At 40.9% G+C, this 16,894-nt stretch carries 14 protein-coding genes; 3 read left to right on the top strand and 11 right to left on the bottom strand.

Annotation, left to right across the window (positions count from 1 at the left end):
• Positions 1-8 precede the first annotated feature (8 nt).
• The 8 genes from IHV11_RS13440 to IHV11_RS13475 form a co-directional block, all read right to left on the bottom strand.
• The gene (locus tag IHV11_RS13440; protein ID WP_197195116.1) at positions 9-935 is read right to left on the bottom strand and encodes a tetratricopeptide repeat protein; all 927 of its coding nucleotides are present in this window, start codon (positions 933-935) and stop codon (positions 9-11) included.
• Between the two features lie 16 nt (positions 936-951).
• On the bottom strand, positions 952-1,299 hold the full coding sequence (locus IHV11_RS13445) for a hypothetical protein (protein ID WP_197190006.1): 348 nt from the start codon (positions 1,297-1,299) through the stop codon (positions 952-954).
• 121 nt (positions 1,300-1,420) lie between these two features.
• The gene (locus tag IHV11_RS13450; RefSeq protein ID WP_197195117.1) at positions 1,421-1,627 is read right to left on the bottom strand and encodes a hypothetical protein; all 207 of its coding nucleotides are present in this window, start codon (positions 1,625-1,627) and stop codon (positions 1,421-1,423) included.
• Between the two features lie 11 nt (positions 1,628-1,638).
• Positions 1,639-3,183, bottom strand: coding sequence for a glycoside hydrolase family 32 protein (locus IHV11_RS13455; protein WP_197195118.1), 1,545 nt, complete (start codon positions 3,181-3,183; stop codon positions 1,639-1,641).
• 111 nt (positions 3,184-3,294) lie between these two features.
• On the bottom strand, positions 3,295-4,752 hold the full coding sequence (locus IHV11_RS13460; RefSeq protein ID WP_197195119.1) for a glycoside hydrolase family 68 protein: 1,458 nt from the start codon (positions 4,750-4,752) through the stop codon (positions 3,295-3,297).
• A 286-nt stretch (positions 4,753-5,038) separates the two neighbouring features.
• Entirely contained in the window at positions 5,039-6,313 is a 1,275-nt protein-coding gene (locus tag IHV11_RS13465; RefSeq protein ID WP_197195120.1) for an ABC transporter substrate-binding protein, read from the bottom strand.
• Between the two features lie 38 nt (positions 6,314-6,351).
• Complete coding sequence (locus IHV11_RS13470; protein ID WP_197195121.1) at positions 6,352-7,494, bottom strand: response regulator transcription factor; 1,143 nt, start codon at positions 7,492-7,494, stop codon at positions 6,352-6,354.
• Between the two features lie 22 nt (positions 7,495-7,516).
• Positions 7,517-9,295 carry a sensor histidine kinase gene (locus tag IHV11_RS13475; RefSeq protein WP_197195122.1) on the bottom strand — a complete coding sequence of 593 codons (1,779 nt, stop codon included), beginning with the start codon at positions 9,293-9,295 and terminating at the stop codon, positions 7,517-7,519.
• 570 nt (positions 9,296-9,865) lie between these two features.
• On the opposite strand from IHV11_RS13475, the gene IHV11_RS13480 reads away from it, so the two are divergent.
• From IHV11_RS13480 to IHV11_RS13490, 3 genes are all read left to right on the top strand, one after another.
• Positions 9,866-11,038: an MFS transporter gene (locus IHV11_RS13480; protein ID WP_197195123.1), complete on the top strand. Its 1,173-nt coding sequence runs from the start codon at positions 9,866-9,868 to the stop codon at positions 11,036-11,038.
• Between the two features lie 103 nt (positions 11,039-11,141).
• Positions 11,142-11,855, top strand: a complete 714-nt coding sequence (deoD, locus tag IHV11_RS13485; protein ID WP_197195124.1) for a purine-nucleoside phosphorylase — start codon at positions 11,142-11,144, stop codon at positions 11,853-11,855.
• A gap of 108 nt (positions 11,856-11,963) precedes the next feature.
• Positions 11,964-12,533 carry a hypothetical protein gene (locus tag IHV11_RS13490; RefSeq protein WP_197195125.1) on the top strand — a complete coding sequence of 190 codons (570 nt, stop codon included), beginning with the start codon at positions 11,964-11,966 and terminating at the stop codon, positions 12,531-12,533.
• Positions 12,534-12,736: 203 nt separating this feature from the next.
• Here IHV11_RS13490 and IHV11_RS13495 read toward each other — a convergent pair whose 3' ends face one another.
• The 3 genes from IHV11_RS13495 to IHV11_RS13505 all read right to left on the bottom strand — a co-directional run bounded on the left by IHV11_RS13495 (position 12,737) and on the right by IHV11_RS13505 (position 16,649).
• On the bottom strand, positions 12,737-13,495 hold the full coding sequence (locus IHV11_RS13495; protein ID WP_197195126.1) for a TrmB family transcriptional regulator: 759 nt from the start codon (positions 13,493-13,495) through the stop codon (positions 12,737-12,739).
• Between the two features lie 665 nt (positions 13,496-14,160).
• On the bottom strand, positions 14,161-14,640 hold the full coding sequence (locus IHV11_RS13500; protein WP_197195127.1) for an immunity protein YezG family protein: 480 nt from the start codon (positions 14,638-14,640) through the stop codon (positions 14,161-14,163).
• A gap of 5 nt (positions 14,641-14,645) precedes the next feature.
• A complete protein-coding gene (locus tag IHV11_RS13505) occupies positions 14,646-16,649 on the bottom strand; it encodes a T7SS effector LXG polymorphic toxin (RefSeq protein ID WP_197195128.1) in 2,004 nt (667 codons plus the stop codon).
• Between the last annotated feature and the right edge of the window lie 245 nt (positions 16,650-16,894).

Raw genomic sequence — 16,894 nt, forward strand, 5'->3', positions numbered from 1 at the left:
CTCTCGTCTCACGAGTCTTGATAGTCAGGATGTTGATGGCGTTCACAGCCGAAAAGGTAACAGTCTCTTTTTGCTGAAGGTTCAAGGATAAATGCAGGAAGAATTCCAGTTTTTAAGTCCTGAAGCATGTTTTCGAACTCTTTTATTTCAGTCGTAATTTGAATGATGTTTTCCTGTTTATCTTGTTCTGTATAATCTTCATCTACTTCTTCATTTTCCCCATCTATCAATTCTTCTTTTTTGAAACGAAGAAACTCGTTTTTTATTTGGTTCGCTTTTGTTTCTTGATTTATTTGAGATAAAGAATAGATGTACCTTGCAACCCAATCAGCTTGTTTATAATAATTGTCCCATCCTTTTTCAAACCAGTGAGCTGCTTCTTCGTATACTTTCACCTCAACGAATAAATCAGCTAGATCGACGGCACCTATAAAGTCATCTGCATACTCATCAAAAGTACCAAGTAATTTTATAGCTTCATTTGATTGACCACATTCAATCAAACATTTTACTTGATTGTTAAGCGAGTAGTCTGAGTTACCTGCTGCTAGTCCAAAATGAATGGCCGCTTTATCTTTTTCACCAAGGTAATAATAAGCAACTCCAAGATTATGATAGGTAGTGTTCGTTGGTTGTATGGAGATTGCCTGGTGCAATATCGGCAATGCTTCTTCATAACGCTTGCTGTTAATAAGCAGTTCCCCACACAAACTATATGGAAAATGTGAAGTTGGATAAAGATGAATAGCTTCAGATACAAGTAACAAGGCCCGCTCCAGATCATCTTCCTCGTGCCACAGAACCCATGCTAAGTTCGTCAGCGATTGAACATCTCTCTTTTCTAATACAGCTTTTTGAAATAGTTTCATCGCTTTATCTAAATTATTTTCTTCTAGCTGATGAATAGCTTCTTTGTTCGTATTGATACTAAACATCTACCTTTCCTTGTTGTTAAAACGCGTAACGGAATAGCCCGTAATAAAGTGGGCCGATCATAATTAGTGCCGTAACACCGAATATCGCTGGGCGAGCTGCTCTTGGAATCTCGTTCGCATCTTCATTAAATTTTTTAAGTCCATACGCTAAATCCCACACCAGTCCGCCGATGAAAACAAATTTCCATAGAAGTGGTGTGAAGATTTCATTGCTCGTTACGTAACCGAATAATCCGATCCAGGTGATGATCGAGATAACGAAATCTAGTTTTGCTGAGTGAGTCTTGTATCCGCCCTTGATGAAATAGCCGATGGCAAAAGCTCCGATAATCCCTAGATAGATCGTCCAAAGAATGTCTGTCATGATCCTCATGTCCCCTTTTTTCTGTCTGTGATTTTATTATAAATCTTACAATAACTTCCGTGAAGGTTTGCTGTTAGTCTTTTTATTATATGAAAAAAGCAGCTCCACTTAGGAAGCTGCTTTAATTTAGTATGATAGTCGGTTTCACGGTACGTGTTTTTATATCTGTTACACGTTCGCCGGTAAAGGATGTGGGATCACCGGTAACTGGCCGCAGATCACCTGAAGCGTTGCTTGGACCACCGGTAAACAAAGCATGACCACCCCAAAACCACGAACAACCACCGACAACATGAACAAACACTGCTCGATAAACACACTTGAACACTAAAATCACACTCATTCTACATGCTTAACCTGTAAATTCTCAAATATAGCTTCTCCACCCTCAGAAAACAGTGTGATCCCCTGATCATTATGCTCCGGATACACTAAACTTGAGTGCGCGACTCTTCCATCATCTACAAACACTTCCACACTTGTCTTATCCACAAGTATTTTTAAGTGAACGTTTCTGTTTTCTGAAGAAAATGGCGCTTTGCTCTCTACATATTGACCGGTTTTATCTGGTTGGTTAGAAGCGGATCGGTTCACATACGAAAACTGTCCTTCTGTATGAATGCCCACATCCATGTGACGAGTCTTATCTTCGGACTCACGAAGTCTCAAACCAATATTTTGACTGTCTTCCCAACTAATATCCGTTTCTAGAACGTATGAATCTCCAGATACATCAAGCGTTTTTTCCCCATCCACTTTAATCTGCTGAAACGAATCCCTATAACCCGTCAAGTTATCTAGTGCCGCAACCGGTTGTGACGCTAAATAATAATGATCGGCATCAGCATCTCGTTTCAACTGTAGTTCACGCACCACAGAATCCATACCGTTAAAATCTTCTTTCTTCGTCGGCGTTTCATGCGGATAGCTCCAGTTGTTCATCCAAGCGAGCGCATACCTTGTCGCATTAGGATCACTCTTCTCTCCTTCATCAAACGTTACACCGCCATACCAATCAAAGCCGTGATCCAGCCATTCTGGTTCCTCATGATCAACGGTAAATGATTCTCCATTAAAGTCTCCTGTCCAATACGCGTATGTGTTCGGTTTTCCAGACGCGAGACCGTTCGCGCTCACACCGAGCACCCATTTCAACGTTCCATCTTCCGCACGCATCAAAAAGAGATCAGGACATTCGATCAACCCAATTTCTTTCGTTTGAAAACCGCTCGTAAATCTCCAGTTTTTCAGATCATCAGACTCATAAAATCCGATTTTCGTCCCTTCTGCCATCAGCAAGATCCACTTATTCCGCTCATCATCCCAGACGACTTTAGGGTCTCTGAAATCTTTCGTTCCAGGGTTATCTAAAACGGGATCCTCTCCATGAGGCTTGAACGTCTTTCCTTCATCCGTACTGTACCAAAGAAATTGCTTCTGTTTTCCTCCGTCTTTTGAAGGCTGTGTCAGAATCGCGATAAACGCATTCTTCCCGAAACCAGCAGTATTTTCTTTATCGATCACTACAGAACCTGACCAAACATCTCCGTTGCCATTTGTAAATTTCGGTATCGCCACGCCTTCATCCCTCCAGTTCACAAGGTCTTCTGACGTTGCGTGGCGCCACTCTGTTCCGTTACCGCCTGGGTAATCTTTGTTATACAGATAATAATAGTGATATTTCCCTTTATAATAGACCGGTTTCTGAGGATCATTCTTCCACTTATCAGGCGTTGTAAAATGATAATCAGCCCGGTACGAAGGGTCGTTCTCCTTTTTCGGAACAGGTTTACTCGATTCATCTATCAAATGATTCACGAGTATCATGCCTGCAAACAGTAGACTAAAAATGAATAATAAGGGCCATTTATCATACTTATACATAACTTAACCTCCTATCCTAGTGATCCCTAAATAAAAAGAAATGCCATCTCTGGCATTTCTTTTTGGTTGATGTGTAGGGTAGGTCGAAAAATGATTGATAGAAAATCTGTATTACTTCGTTAGTTGTCCTTGTTCAAGAATGCTATTTTTAACAACAGATGTTTTCTGGTTTTTGATGTTCATCTCGAAGCTTGGTGCAAATGTTGATTTGCGGTCTTCGAAAAAGCCTCGATTTGTCATATAGCTTGTTACAACGACATTGTCGCTATTTTCTTGAGGAATCGCGTAGTGTGCATATGTCCAAGTGATGTCGTTCGGATCTTGGTCTTGGTGCAACACGATACCTGTTTTGTTCAACGGCTTGAACGGGCCGTCTAGAGAATCAGCTGAATACCCGAGCATGTAGATGTCTCTGTCATCGATGCCGTCGATCGTCATCTTAGCGCCACGGCTGCTTGTGAAGAGGTACCATTTGCCATCTTTTTTGAAGATGTTCGGTCGCTCGATCTCATCTGTTACCGTGTTGGATACGATCAGTGGCTTCATCACTTTTTTCACAGAATAATCGTCGTTAATCTCGATGATTCCGATCGCACCGTTTGCTTTTTTAGCCGTTTCTTTCTTATCGCTTGCTAACAGCTTCTTCTTTTCATCTTGGAAGAAAGCGTTGCTCTTTCCGTAGTACGCTTGGTTATAAAGAGATTCTTCTCCTTGGTAACCTGTTTCTGTACCTGTGTTCGCTTCAAATACTAAATATTTGCGTCCATCTTCTTCAATATAATGAGGATCTCTGAACGTATGGTTATCGTTGTAGTCTCCACCACCGAACGCTTTTTCAACCGTTTGGTACATCTTGCTGTCTCCGCCTTCAAAGATAGACTTGTAATCTTCTACACCGTCGATCTCCAGAGTTTTGCTATCAGGTTGAGAAAGGTTTACTTGTGCAGTTGTTAATGTTTGTTTACCGAAACGGTCTTGATCTGGCTTGAATGCTTCACGGTTTGTATAGAACAAACGAACTTCACCGTCAGAAGTGAACGTTGCAGAGCCTGACCATTCTTCAGATTGATGCTTTAAGTATTTATCGTTCGCTTTGAACTTGTCATCGTCCTCGAAAACACGTCCAGCATTTTTCCAAGCATCGATGGATTGGTCATCCGCTTTTTTATAGAACATGTAGATGAACGTGTCGTTAGGGTTCTTCGGGTCACCTGCTAGACCGAAAACAATGTGGTAGCCCTTGTATTCAGCAACCGTTCCGTCCGCGTTTTGAAGTGGCCATGTATCCCACACGTCCATGTCGATCTTCTTGCCGTTTTCATCAACCTTTTTAGCTGATTCAACGTTCTTGATTGTAGATGCATCAAATTTTGGCACTGTATATTTTGGGTCGTTATGTTGATTGATCATCTGCTTCATGTCGTAGCGCGTGATCTGTGAAGTTCCGTACGTTTCTTTAAAATCTGAAGGGGTTTGACCTGACGCGAATGTTGTTGAGCCCCCTCCTAATAAAATCGCAGTACTGAGTGATACGACAGCTACTTTTTTCGCCATATTACGATAGTTCATACGTATTCCTCCTATGTGATTTTCGTTGGTCCTGTCTGGCAGTTCCAATCTGTTGTGCCTTGCAAGTACAAGTATAGGGGAGGTTTCGGCTTGTAGATATGGCATGGATTGATGAGGATTTCGTCTTAAATTGATATCTCGTAAATGTTGATGGTGAAAAGCGTCATTGATAGGTTGCTGCTGTGTAAGATGCGAGACAGGTAAAACTATTAAGTGCTAAGCACGCTCCCAGCAAGGGAGATCCACAACTTTAACAACAAAAAAGACCCATTATCAAGGAGTCTTATCATTCTTGTGTTTCACGTGCTCTGTCCCAAGAAAGCTGAAATTCTCGCAACAGCTGCTCACGTGTCAGTTGTTTACCTACATACATCTGCATGGCAGATCCAAACTCTTCTTTCACCCCAGCCGGAAAGCCGTTCCAGTTGGCATCTAACGTGTTGCCTTTTTCGTATGCGTCCATCGTTTCTTTTGCAAGCGGTCCTAAGTCATCCGTTTTAATGTTTTTGAAAACCGGAATGAACTTAAAACGCTTGGTGATGAACGATTGCCCTTTTTTTGAACTCACCATCCAGTTTAAAAATCGCTTCGCTTCTTTCTTATCTGATGAATCTGCCTGCTTGTTCACGACCCAATAGTTGGGCACGCTCACCACAAGCTGATCTGTCGGCTCGTCGTTAATTGGTATCGGCATAAAGCTTACATCTAGGTCTCGTGCTCGTTCATCGATCATCGGCTGAATCCAGTTTCCTTGAAGAATCATCGCGGCTTTTTCTTTTGTGAAAAGATCCACCTCCATGTTGTAATCCGTCGTTAACGGATCAGCGTTTCCGTATTTCAGCGTAACATCTAATAGATCAATCACATCGTGAAACAATGGATTGGCCGGAATCTGTTCTTCACCTGCATTCAACCTTTTTATAAAGACTTCCGGATCTTTTTGTCTCGCAAAAGCCACGTTTAATAGATGGACACCGAGCTTCCAGTCCTCGTAATAGCCAGTTGCGAACGGGGTGATTCCTTTTTGCTGTAATGTTGCCGCTGCATTTTTCAAATCTGATAGTGTCTCTGGTACTTGCTCAACACCCGCACGTTGAAACAGTTGCTTATTGTAAATAAAGCCGTAGCCTTCTAAGTTCATAGGCATGCCGTATACTTTACCGTCCATCTTTATCGCGTCCAGCGTACCTGGATAGGCTTCCTTGACCCAGCGCTCCTCTGACAAGTCTTCTAGGTACGGCCGCCACGTCTCAGCATTCTCATACCCCGTGTTTGTAAAAATGTCCGGTCCCTTACCTGAAGCGAGCTCTGCTTTTAAGTCGGAATAATCATCAGCCGCTCCTCCGACCGTACGAATCCGTATATCAATCTCAGGATTTTCTTTTTCATAGACTTTCGCAAGCTCTTCAAATTCAGAGGCAATCTCTACTTTCGGGTTTCGGATATCGAGAACGACCTTCTTCTCTATCTTTGCTTCTTTTTGAGGCCTCGAATCACTTTCTTTCTGACAGCCCGCAAGAAGAATCGCTATCATTCCAATGATTACATAATGCTTTTTCATGTTTCGTGGAATCACCCCTTTCTCTATAAAATCTCTGCTTACGAATTTTCACCATTTCGAAACTCAAACGGTGTTATCCCTACTTCTTTTTTAAAAAGCTTAGAAAAGTATTTTTCATCCTGATACCCAAGCATCGTCGAGATCGAAAAGATGCTTTCATCACTTTCCTTCAACCACCGTTTTGCCTGGTCAATCCTCAATTTTGTTATAAATTTTGATAACGTCATGCCCGTTTCTTGCTTGAATTTACGAGAAATATGCTCGCGGCTAAAAAAGAACCGGTTCGCTAGTCTTTCTAAGCTCATATCTTCCATGTAGTATGTTTCAACATACGAAATAATATCGTTCATGCGCTGTTTCGCTTCGAGTTCATCTAACCGCTGGATGGATCGGTAGTTTTGGTGTTCTAGTTCACTTTGAAGCTCCATATATGTGGCGTGAATCTCTTGAAGTGACTGCAGCTCACCCTTTACAAGGCGCACCGGAATATCAAGCTCACGGCTTAAACGCTCTTCAACGAAAAACCACTCTTCCGGCAAGGTGATGAGCACACTTTGATTAGAGTCACCCGGCAGCATCACAGCGTTTCCGATTCCTTGTTCCACTAGCTCATCAGCTAGTTTTTCGATAAAAGGTGCGGGCTGATGCATTTGATAGAACGTTAATAATGTAAAATCATATTTTTCCGATGGTGGCAGGTTTGAGGCGATGAAATCAAGGTCAGCCGGCTCACCGAGACAAGCGGCTAACATCGTCTGACTCCATCGAATCTTGACCGCGTCCTCTTGATACAGACGAGACTTGCTTTCCTCATCATAAGCCGCAACTGCTTTTTTCAGCACGTTGTTAAAAGCCTCATCCTCGACCGGTTTTAATAGATAATCGAAGCTATTATGCTGAATAGCTTTTCTCATAAACTGATAATCATCGTAACCTGTAATCAAAATAACCTTGCCTTCATACGCGATAGAATCCAGCCACTCGATCAGATCCAATCCACTCATTCCCGGCATCTTAATATCGGTAAAAATAATTTCCGGCTGCTCTTTTTCGATAACTTTCTTTGCTTCGTTTCCGTTCGCTGCTTCCAAGAGCTCTGTTATCCCGTGTTCATCCCACTTGCCGATATACCGGATCACATCGCGGACATTGAACTCATCGTCAGCTATCAACACCTTCATATCCGTTACCTTCTTTCTGTTACTAAACCCTTGGCTCGTCATTAAGATCTTTTGGAATAACAATCGTCACCGAAAAACCTTGTCCATTCGGTCTATCCACTAAGAATTCCGCTTTTGTGCCATAGTTTAGAATCAGTCGCTGATATATATTCTTCAGTCCGATATGCTCGTTTACAGGGGTACCTTCCGATGGTGATTCGTAAATGTTTTCTCGTAAACGTTCTAAATCACTTTGTGTGATTTCAGGTCCATCACTATTTTCAACAACAAGATAGAGAGAATCTCCTTTTAGCTCACCCGAAACCGTCAGTTGTGCTTCATAATACCCCTCTTCATACACATGCTTGAAAAAATTCTCAACGAGCGGTTGTAAAATCATGCTCGGAATCCTACTCTCTAGTACCTCGTCACTAAACTCAAATGAATAGTGCAGATTTTTTCCAAATCGAGCCTGTTGCAGAGTGAGGAAAGCCCTCATATAATCCACTTCATTCTGCACGCTCACCCACTGGTTGGCTTGCATGGAATAACGCATCATCTTAGACAACGACGTTATAAGGCCGTACACTTGCGGTGACTTGGAACGCAGCGCCACCGCTCCGATCGATTGCAGAGCATTGAACAAAAAGTGCGGGTTCACTTGTGACTTCAACGCGCGAAACTGATTTCTTCGGTTCTCAATTTCTAACTTATATTCACGATTAATATGAAGATTGATCCGATCCGTCATGTCTTTAATATGTCGTTCCAAGTGTCCGATTTCATCTTGCCTGTCTTGGTCAAATGGTATCGTAATATGTCCCCCTTCAATCCCGCGCACTTTCTCACTCAGTTTGCGAATCGGCCGAGAGATTTTGTATGAGATGAAACTGATCATGAGTAGACCTAAGAGACCCACCCCAAGTCCGACGAGGATATTGATCGTTGCCGTCTTCCGAACATCACGAAACAGTACGTCACTCGGCGTCTTTTTCACTAACTTCCAGCCTTCAACTGGTCCCGATAAGGTCTTTGTTAATGAAATTTCTTTATCTGTTGTGCCTTTTTCAATTCGATTTTCTAGGTTGGTGGGAACTTCTTTACCGACCAAAGATGAATCCGTCGCATACATAATCTCGTTTTGGTCGTTAATCAGATAAGCAGATGACCCGTTTTCTCCGGCTAAGTTACTCACGATCTTTGAATACTCACCTAAACTGATGTCCATCGTCATGATTCCAAGAAACTTGTCAGATGGCACTTCCTTAATTTTATGATGAATGCTTAGTACTTTCGTCCGGTCAGATTCTGGAATTATCGCCGCGTTGTTGTAGTTTTTAATCACATGAGGCGGCTCGATCACGTAATTTTTATTAGATTTAAACAATTGTTTAATGTGTTCTTGGTTCAGTAGATTCGGCTGCGGTTTTCGCGTACTAACTGTCGCGTTGTAAACGGTAAACGACTCTTTTCCTTCATTTAAATAAAATCGGAGCTGACGAATCTCATTTCTTGCTAAGTAAAACGTCTCAATACTCTTTTCAACCGAATCCTGATCAAAATAGATCGAGTCTTCAAATCCTTCCGTAAAAATGCGGAACAGATCTGGATTACGATACAAAATAAATGGCAGGTTCACCATGTCATCAAAATATTGTTGGAGGTCTTCCGCATTCTTCTCCAGCTGCATCTTGCTGTTGTTGAGTTCATACTCTTCAACACTGTTCTTCGTGTAAGCATATATAAGAAAAATCGTTAAAAAATACGGCACGATAATAAAACTTAACAGCATGAGCAACAAACGACTATGTATACTTTTCACGTGCGACCTCCTTTACTTGAAGCTTTTCCTATTATGGTTCAATCAAAACAAGGTTTGGATGTTTTAGTTGTTCGTCTTGGTGGGTGGTTTTGTGAGGATTTAGGGTGGTGAGGAATGAGCTGTGAAAGGTTTTTAGCAAGATATTTTGAATCGGACAGATTATCGGCCGAAATGGACAGATTATGTTGGAGATTGGACAGATTGTGGGGCTAACTGGACAGATTAATTGGTCAAACGGACAGATTAAACATCGAATCCGACAGATTACAGTCGCCAACAATATGATCAGCCCGGATGAAGACACATTTTCGGGGTGCACCGCCACCTCTACAACCACTTACTGTCGACTTTCATGAAAATACTGTCCACTTTTTGAGTTTTACTGTCCACTCTCGATGAAATACTGTCCACTTTTACATATTTACTGTCCACTTTCAACAAAATACTGTCCACTCCCAATTCCCCTCTCCCTCAAACCCTATTTTTAACATCATTTTCGTTATTGCCACCACACTCAAAATAAGTTACCATTACAGGGGTAACTTTTATATAAAAGAAGGTAGATAAAATATGAACAAAAGAGTTTATTTGTTAACTATCGTTTCATTTGTAGTTGGGATGGTCGAGTTGATCATCGGCGGCATCCTTGACTTGATTGCGGAGGATCTTGGCGTTAGTCTCGGTAAAGCGGGCTTTCTGATTACGATTTTCTCACTCGTGTTCGCCATCGCGGCACCTATCCTGCTTACAATGACCGCTCACATTGAAAGAAAACGGTTAACAATCATTTCTTTATTTGTTTTTCTAATAGGAAACGCACTCGTGATCGTAAGTCAGACGTATTCGATGCTGCTCATCGCTCGAATTCTATCCGCGGTCAGTGGTTCGTTGCTCGTTGTACTCTGTGTGACGATGGCGTCTAACATCGTGGAAGAAAAATACCGAGCTCGCGCGATCGGTGTTGTGTTCATGGGAATCAGCGCTTCGCTCGTACTCGGCATTCCGGTCGGCTTAATGCTCGGAAATGCGTTCGGATGGCGCTCACCATTCATCCTGATTACAGCACTTACCGTTTTATCCATACTCGGTGTGCATTTCTTCATGAATACGTTGGCTCCAAAACCAGCGATACCAATCAAAGAGCAGCTGCGCACGTTGAAAAACAGACGCATTTTGTTTGCTCAAATTACGTCGTTCCTGTTCTTAGCTGGTCACCTAACGTTATACGGATACCTGACTCCATTTTTAAAAATGGCACTTGGACTTAACGGAACATGGGTCAGCATCGTATACTTAATATTCGGTGTAGCCGCGGTCTTTGGCGGCGGAATCGGTGGTATGCTCGCTGACAAATTCGGCACAAAGCCTACGATTATTGGCGTTATTATTGTTTTTGCGATCTCAATCTTTATGATTCCTTATACAACGTTTGCTTTTCCGCTATTTTTAGTAGTCATGGTAATCTGGAGCATGCTCAGCTGGGCGATCACTCCGGCGATGCAGAGCTATCTGATCGAATCATCTCCTGAAACGTCCGATATTCAGCAGAGTCTGAACAACTCTGCGCTTCATTTCGGGATCGCGTTCGGGTCCATGATCGGCGGAATCGTGATTGAGAACGCATCTGTCGAAAATAACGCAACGGTCGGCGGACTGCTGATCATCTTAGCACTTGGTACCGCTGTGCTTTCTATGACAAAAAAAGCACGCCGTTCCCGAGAATCTGCACATACTATTAGCTAGGTTGCGAAAACTATGGCATGATGAAGGTAGAGAAATTTTTGGTAAGTTACAATCTTTTGAGGAGGTGAAACCATTACAATCGTAACGATGTAATGGTGAACAAATGAGTATTCATATCGGCGCTAAACAAGGTGAAATCGCAGAAAGCATCCTATTACCAGGGGATCCGCTTCGTGCAAAATATATTGCAGAAACATTTTTAGAAGATGTAACATGCTATAACGAAGTTCGTGGCATGCTTGGATTTACAGGAACATACAAAGGAAAGCGCGTATCTGTTCAAGGGACAGGCATGGGGATTCCATCGATCGGGATCTACACGAACGAATTGATCCGTGAATATGGTGTGAAAAACTTGATCCGCGTTGGTACGTGTGGTGCGATCCAACAGGACGTAAAAGTGCGTGACGTAATCCTTGCGATGACAGCATCTACAGATTCTCGCATGAACCACTTGACGTTCCCGAACATCGACTTCGCACCTTGTGCGAACTTCGATCTTTTAAGAAAAGCGTATGAAGCTGGAACGGCAAAAGGCTTGAAGATCAAAGCAGGTAACGTGTTAACAGCTGACCTTTTCTACCGCGACAGCATGGATATCGTGAAAAAGCTTGCGGATAACGGTGTGTTAGCGGTTGAAATGGAAACAACAGCACTTTACACGATCGCAGCAAAATACGGTGTGAACGCACTATCGATCCTAACTGTTAGTGACCACATCTTCACAGGTGAAGAAACAACATCTGAAGAGCGCCAAATGACGTTCAACGACATGATTGAGATGGCTTTGGAAGTTGTGAGTACTCAAGAAAACTAAAAAATGTTAGAAGCTAAGCTCAGAATTGATTCTGGGCTTTTTTTCTTACGTACTCTTTACTTCTAACTTTGATACAATTTTTAAGAATTTTAGATGAGGAGCCGCATAATGAAGATCGACCTAGAAGTTATACCTCATGAATCCATTTCTAACATGCCGGATGAAGGTGGCTATTTCCCTTTTGCCATTGATGGACCCAAGAAATATATTGTTGAGTGTTCTCTGATAAGTGAAGCAAATCCAGAAAAGTTAATCACAAAGTGGATGCAGCAAATAAATCAATTTCCCATTTTCGCAATGGCAGAAATCTATAATGATCAAAGAAAAGAACTCGAGCAAGATTATGAATCCCTACAAGTACACTATGAAACCATTCCGCCGGAAAAAAAGAATGATTGCTTTTATAAAGTGAAAATCGAGAACCATGACCAGTTTAGTGCTTTATTCCCTTACTTCTATGGAAACGGAAGCTCAAATAATCTGGTGTTATGGTCGTTGAAGCATGATGTTTTTAGTAATGGAAAAAGAAAATTTGCAAATTCCCGTTTTGACAGGGAAAAACAAACGGTTATCGTAAACATGAAAACTACGAGCTGTGTTTTTTGGATTAGTTATGATGGGTCTAGTATTGTTGCAATAAGTAATGAAGATTTGTTTTCTTTAATGAACAACGAATAAGCACAATTTGAGCACTACAAATAAAGAACCCTTAATTTAAACCTAATCAGTATCACCGCTTCAATTTACTTTTATCAATGTTTAACCCAGATGTTCATTTTGACTCAAAGGAATCTGTTCCTCAACTATCAGACTACAAAATGAAATAAGGCTGACCTACCAAGATCACGTGAAGTGCTCTTTTGTGGTCAGCCCTATCCTCTTTAATATCTCAATTTCATCAAAACGCTCTTAATCTCTTCATCATTCATCATCAGTTCCGAATGCTTCTCCGTAATCTTAGCTAGTGCCACATCATGATAAAAGAACTCGATGAAAACTTTGATGAATGGTCGAGATTTAGTCTTCAATGCTTGCCAGCTCTGCCCTTCCATCCCTGCAAAGATGACTTCTGTCTCATCAACGACAACAAGACGAAAACGCTCCAGGGAGTGATGTTCTTGTGCAGGAATCAAAGTATGCGCATGAGACAGCGTCGACACCAATTCACCTACAACAAGCACTTCCACATCCACACCCTGCTCTTCTTTTTCTTGGAGAATCGGTAGGATTTCTTGAATATCGTCTTGCCAGCCAGAAACTCGAATGGATTTCTCCGCGGTTTGCAGAAGCTGCTTCGTTTGTGCACGAATCGACGAATCTACCTTCAGACTCCAAACGTGTTCATCGTAGAACTTTCTTTTCGAAGTATTATTTTTGAGCTGCTCTACGTTTTCCTGAAATTCTGTAGTCAGCTTCTCGATCACAATTGATAGTGGCAACGCGGTATACAACTTCTTCTTTTCTGACACCGAATCCAGCACCATGCCTTTTTCGATCATGCGCGATAGCACTTCATATATCTTGGATTTCGGAACACCCGAGTATTTAACGATATTCGTCGCGTCCATCGGCTCCTCGCTTGATGCAAGAACCTCGAACACCTGACTTTCATATTGTGAAAAACCGAATTTTTGTAGCATGGTTCCTCCTAAAAATAGCCTCTTATCTTCTACAGCTATCTTAAAACAATTATGGCCCTACTGCTAGTGCTTGAAACGTTTCTTTGTAAGCTAATCCTATGATTTGTTTTAATCTCGCCAATAGCCCACAATATTATTGCTTATATAAATATAAATACAATGCAAATTAACCATTTGCATTGTTTTTGTTTTACTGTTTAATGAGCTTAGTCTAGTTATTTATGTAAGCTTTGGTTTTTAATATCTTGTCACTTGTATGGTCTTAATGATTTTCATCATCAGCAGGCCGAATACCTATTGAAATCAAACTCCCGAATATTAGCAACATGAGATCACCTAGAAATAGATAGAAAAATAATGTATATAAGGCCGAAGCATAATGTTAAATGATTGCAATTCCCTGATTCTTCTTTTTTCTAAATTTGTACTTGTCTCTCTTTCAGTTGTGAAAGAAGTTGCCATTCACTAGCAACAGTTTTGTAAGATTCTGTGAACCAGTTAAACATTTTTTCATTCCTGTCAAAATTCACAATTTAGTTAGAACGAATTCAGTAAATCTCTCCTACTTTAGTTAATATAAATATACTGAACTGAACCAATTGTAATTTAAAAAAACACTTGACCGCCTTTTGTTAAAGACAATCAAGTGTTTTCTTTTTTTTTGGCTACTTTTCTTCAAACTCTCTCATTTCCTCTATTAGATTTAAATCTAGTTCTTCGTTGTTATGATTTGCATATTTATATTCAAAATACTTAATTCTAGCTGTTGGACCAAATTTACTTTCATGCCATTTTGTATAATCAAAATGAACATTTAGTTTTCCTGTATCACTTAATAATATTGTTACTGAAAACCAAGGCTCTTGTTCATTTTTTATAAAAACGTTTTGTAGTTCAGCCGTTAATTGAAATAATTTGTGAAGCTCTTTATTATAGCTTCTTTTATCTACACTATATAATTTCGGAATATAATGTGAAAAAATGTGTTGTTGCTCACCTTTAGGAGTAAAAAAGAAATATACTCCTCCTTCTCCATCTTTAACTTCACCGTTAAAACAAAAGTTATCCCACTCAGTTGGTATCATATCGTTAACTTGTTGAGCAATTGTTTTATATAAAACATTTAATTCCGTCTCAAAACTCATTGATTTTAGCCTCCTAATTTATTTGCAATCTCGCGAATTACTGGGAATTCGCCTTCAATTTCATATTCGACCAAAAAGGAATCTGGCCTCATGGAATTATTTGAATACATCGGTTCTATGGTAACAGAGACTTTTTTTGGTGGTATCTCTTTCAATGCTTGTGCCCACTCAGACTCCATTTCATACCAAACTCCGCCTCTTCTATTAATCTGGCTGTTTTGAGGCACAAGATTATCAATATCAGGAGGGCCATTAAATTGTGCTCCAATTAAATGACCACCATCATCATCTGTTAATCTATCTTTTCCACCTACGGTTGCTTGTGCATATTTATTTCTATCAGCTTTTTTTAATACTAGTTCAGGAGCTTCCACATTTACAATACGTCCAATTTCATCTGTTGTATATTTGTAATTATCATTTGTAACATATTTAGTATTCGGAATTAATTGTTTCTTTCCATTTTCACCTTTAATAATATGTTTACCAAAATCTACTTCTTTAACTTCTTGAATTTTTTTAGGTTCGATAAAAGTATTCACATTATCTGTATTCTTACTAACCGCACTCTGCTGCATCAATTCCTTAACAGTCTTCGTCTCCGTGCTAATCGTCCTAATCACGTGACCGGTCGGTGACACCAATGCGTGGACTTTGAATCCTACTGGTATGTGTGTGTTGCCTACATTATGCTTTATAGTCTTAGCCATTTCTTCAGCCTGCAAAAGCTTTTGTCTCGCGTATTGTGTGCTATACGGGAACTTTGTCTGAACAAATTTCCCCATATCTACTTTACTCAAACCATATCCTGCACCGCTTACTCCTAAGATTGCAAACGCATTAAACAGACTCTGGTTACGCTGTTGTTCCGTTAATTTATTGCCAAACATGTCTTTCCCGGTGAAGTACTCCCCAAAACCGTTCGCTGACACAAGTCCGTATATGCCGTATTCGGCTTTTTGGAGATTCTTGAGTCCTTGCGCCGTTCGGTGGGCATCGAGCATATGATTCGCAGCGTTTGCTCCTTTTACCGTTTTGTAGATGGCCGATCCACCTTTGCCGATTCGTCCCGCCCAACCGACGAATGGAACAAAACCTGCTGCTGCCATCGCGCCAGATGTTACGCGTTCCGCATCACTCAGCTTGCGTCCTGTTACAGGATCAACACCCGTCGCGGCTCGCTGTGTATCGTAATAACCCGTTACTTCACCTGTAAACGTACAGACGGTGTCCCAAGCCTTCTCATAAAAAGGTCTGTTTTCCATTTCTTCGATTTCTTTTGCGATCCTTCGATCCTCTTTTTGTTGCTTTTTAAACGAAAGATAATCAGAAGTATCTTTTTTCGCTTGTCCGATCGCTTTATAGACTTCGCTATTGTGGTAAGCTTCGGCGTTAAAGTTGAGCGGAGATATGGTCTCCCCTTGCCTTGTGGCTTCCATCAGCTGTGCGAACAGCCCGTAAATATGCTGTTCTTGGTTTTGTGAAATGCTGTACTCTTCTGATAAGCGTTGGTCGAACTCGTTTACTTTCTCGACCGTATCAGAACGTTTTTTCTCTGCTTTATCCATCTGATCTTCAAATGCATCTTTAGAAAAAACCGATAAAGAGACAAGGTCATTGACTCTATTAAAAATATGCTGCAGCGCTTCTTGTTGATCAGCGACCATATCCTTCGCCTGTTTTCCCGCTCGCTCCACATTCTCTTCTAAAAAAGGCACCTGTACGAACGTATCTCCAGAAAGGTCCACGTCCTCCGTATCTCCAGGAATGCCTTTAAAAAAGCCAACATTCGTGTCGATCAACCGAATCCATGCATCGATAACATCCATCTGCCCCTGGTAGAATCCTTTGATCGCATCTGCTCCATGCCCCTTGAAGTCATGGTTCTCTACTATTTTACTAAACTCTTTTTTTAAAGTCTCAAATTGTTCTCTTAATTGCTCATAATGGTGGGCTCGTTCACTGGTTGCAGCTTTTAAGGTTGAGGCTTCATACACTTTGCTTCCCATTTACTGTTGCCCTCTTTCATCTGTAATGTTTACCTATTTTACACTTCCTTTATTATCCAATATGTAAACCGTGATTTTCAATGAAACTTGTGTACTATTTTCCGCATATGTTTATAAGTAACTTCTTAGAGGTTTCTATTTTATAAAGACTCTATTATAGGTTTACAAAGATATTTGAGAAATCACTAAAATCATATATATTTTTCATGATATGTAAGAGGATTGACTCTTCAAATTTAAACTTT

This window comes from Fictibacillus sp. 26RED30, assembly GCF_015903845.1.
Classification (GTDB): Bacteria; Bacillota; Bacilli; order Bacillales; family Fictibacillaceae; genus Fictibacillus; species Fictibacillus phosphorivorans.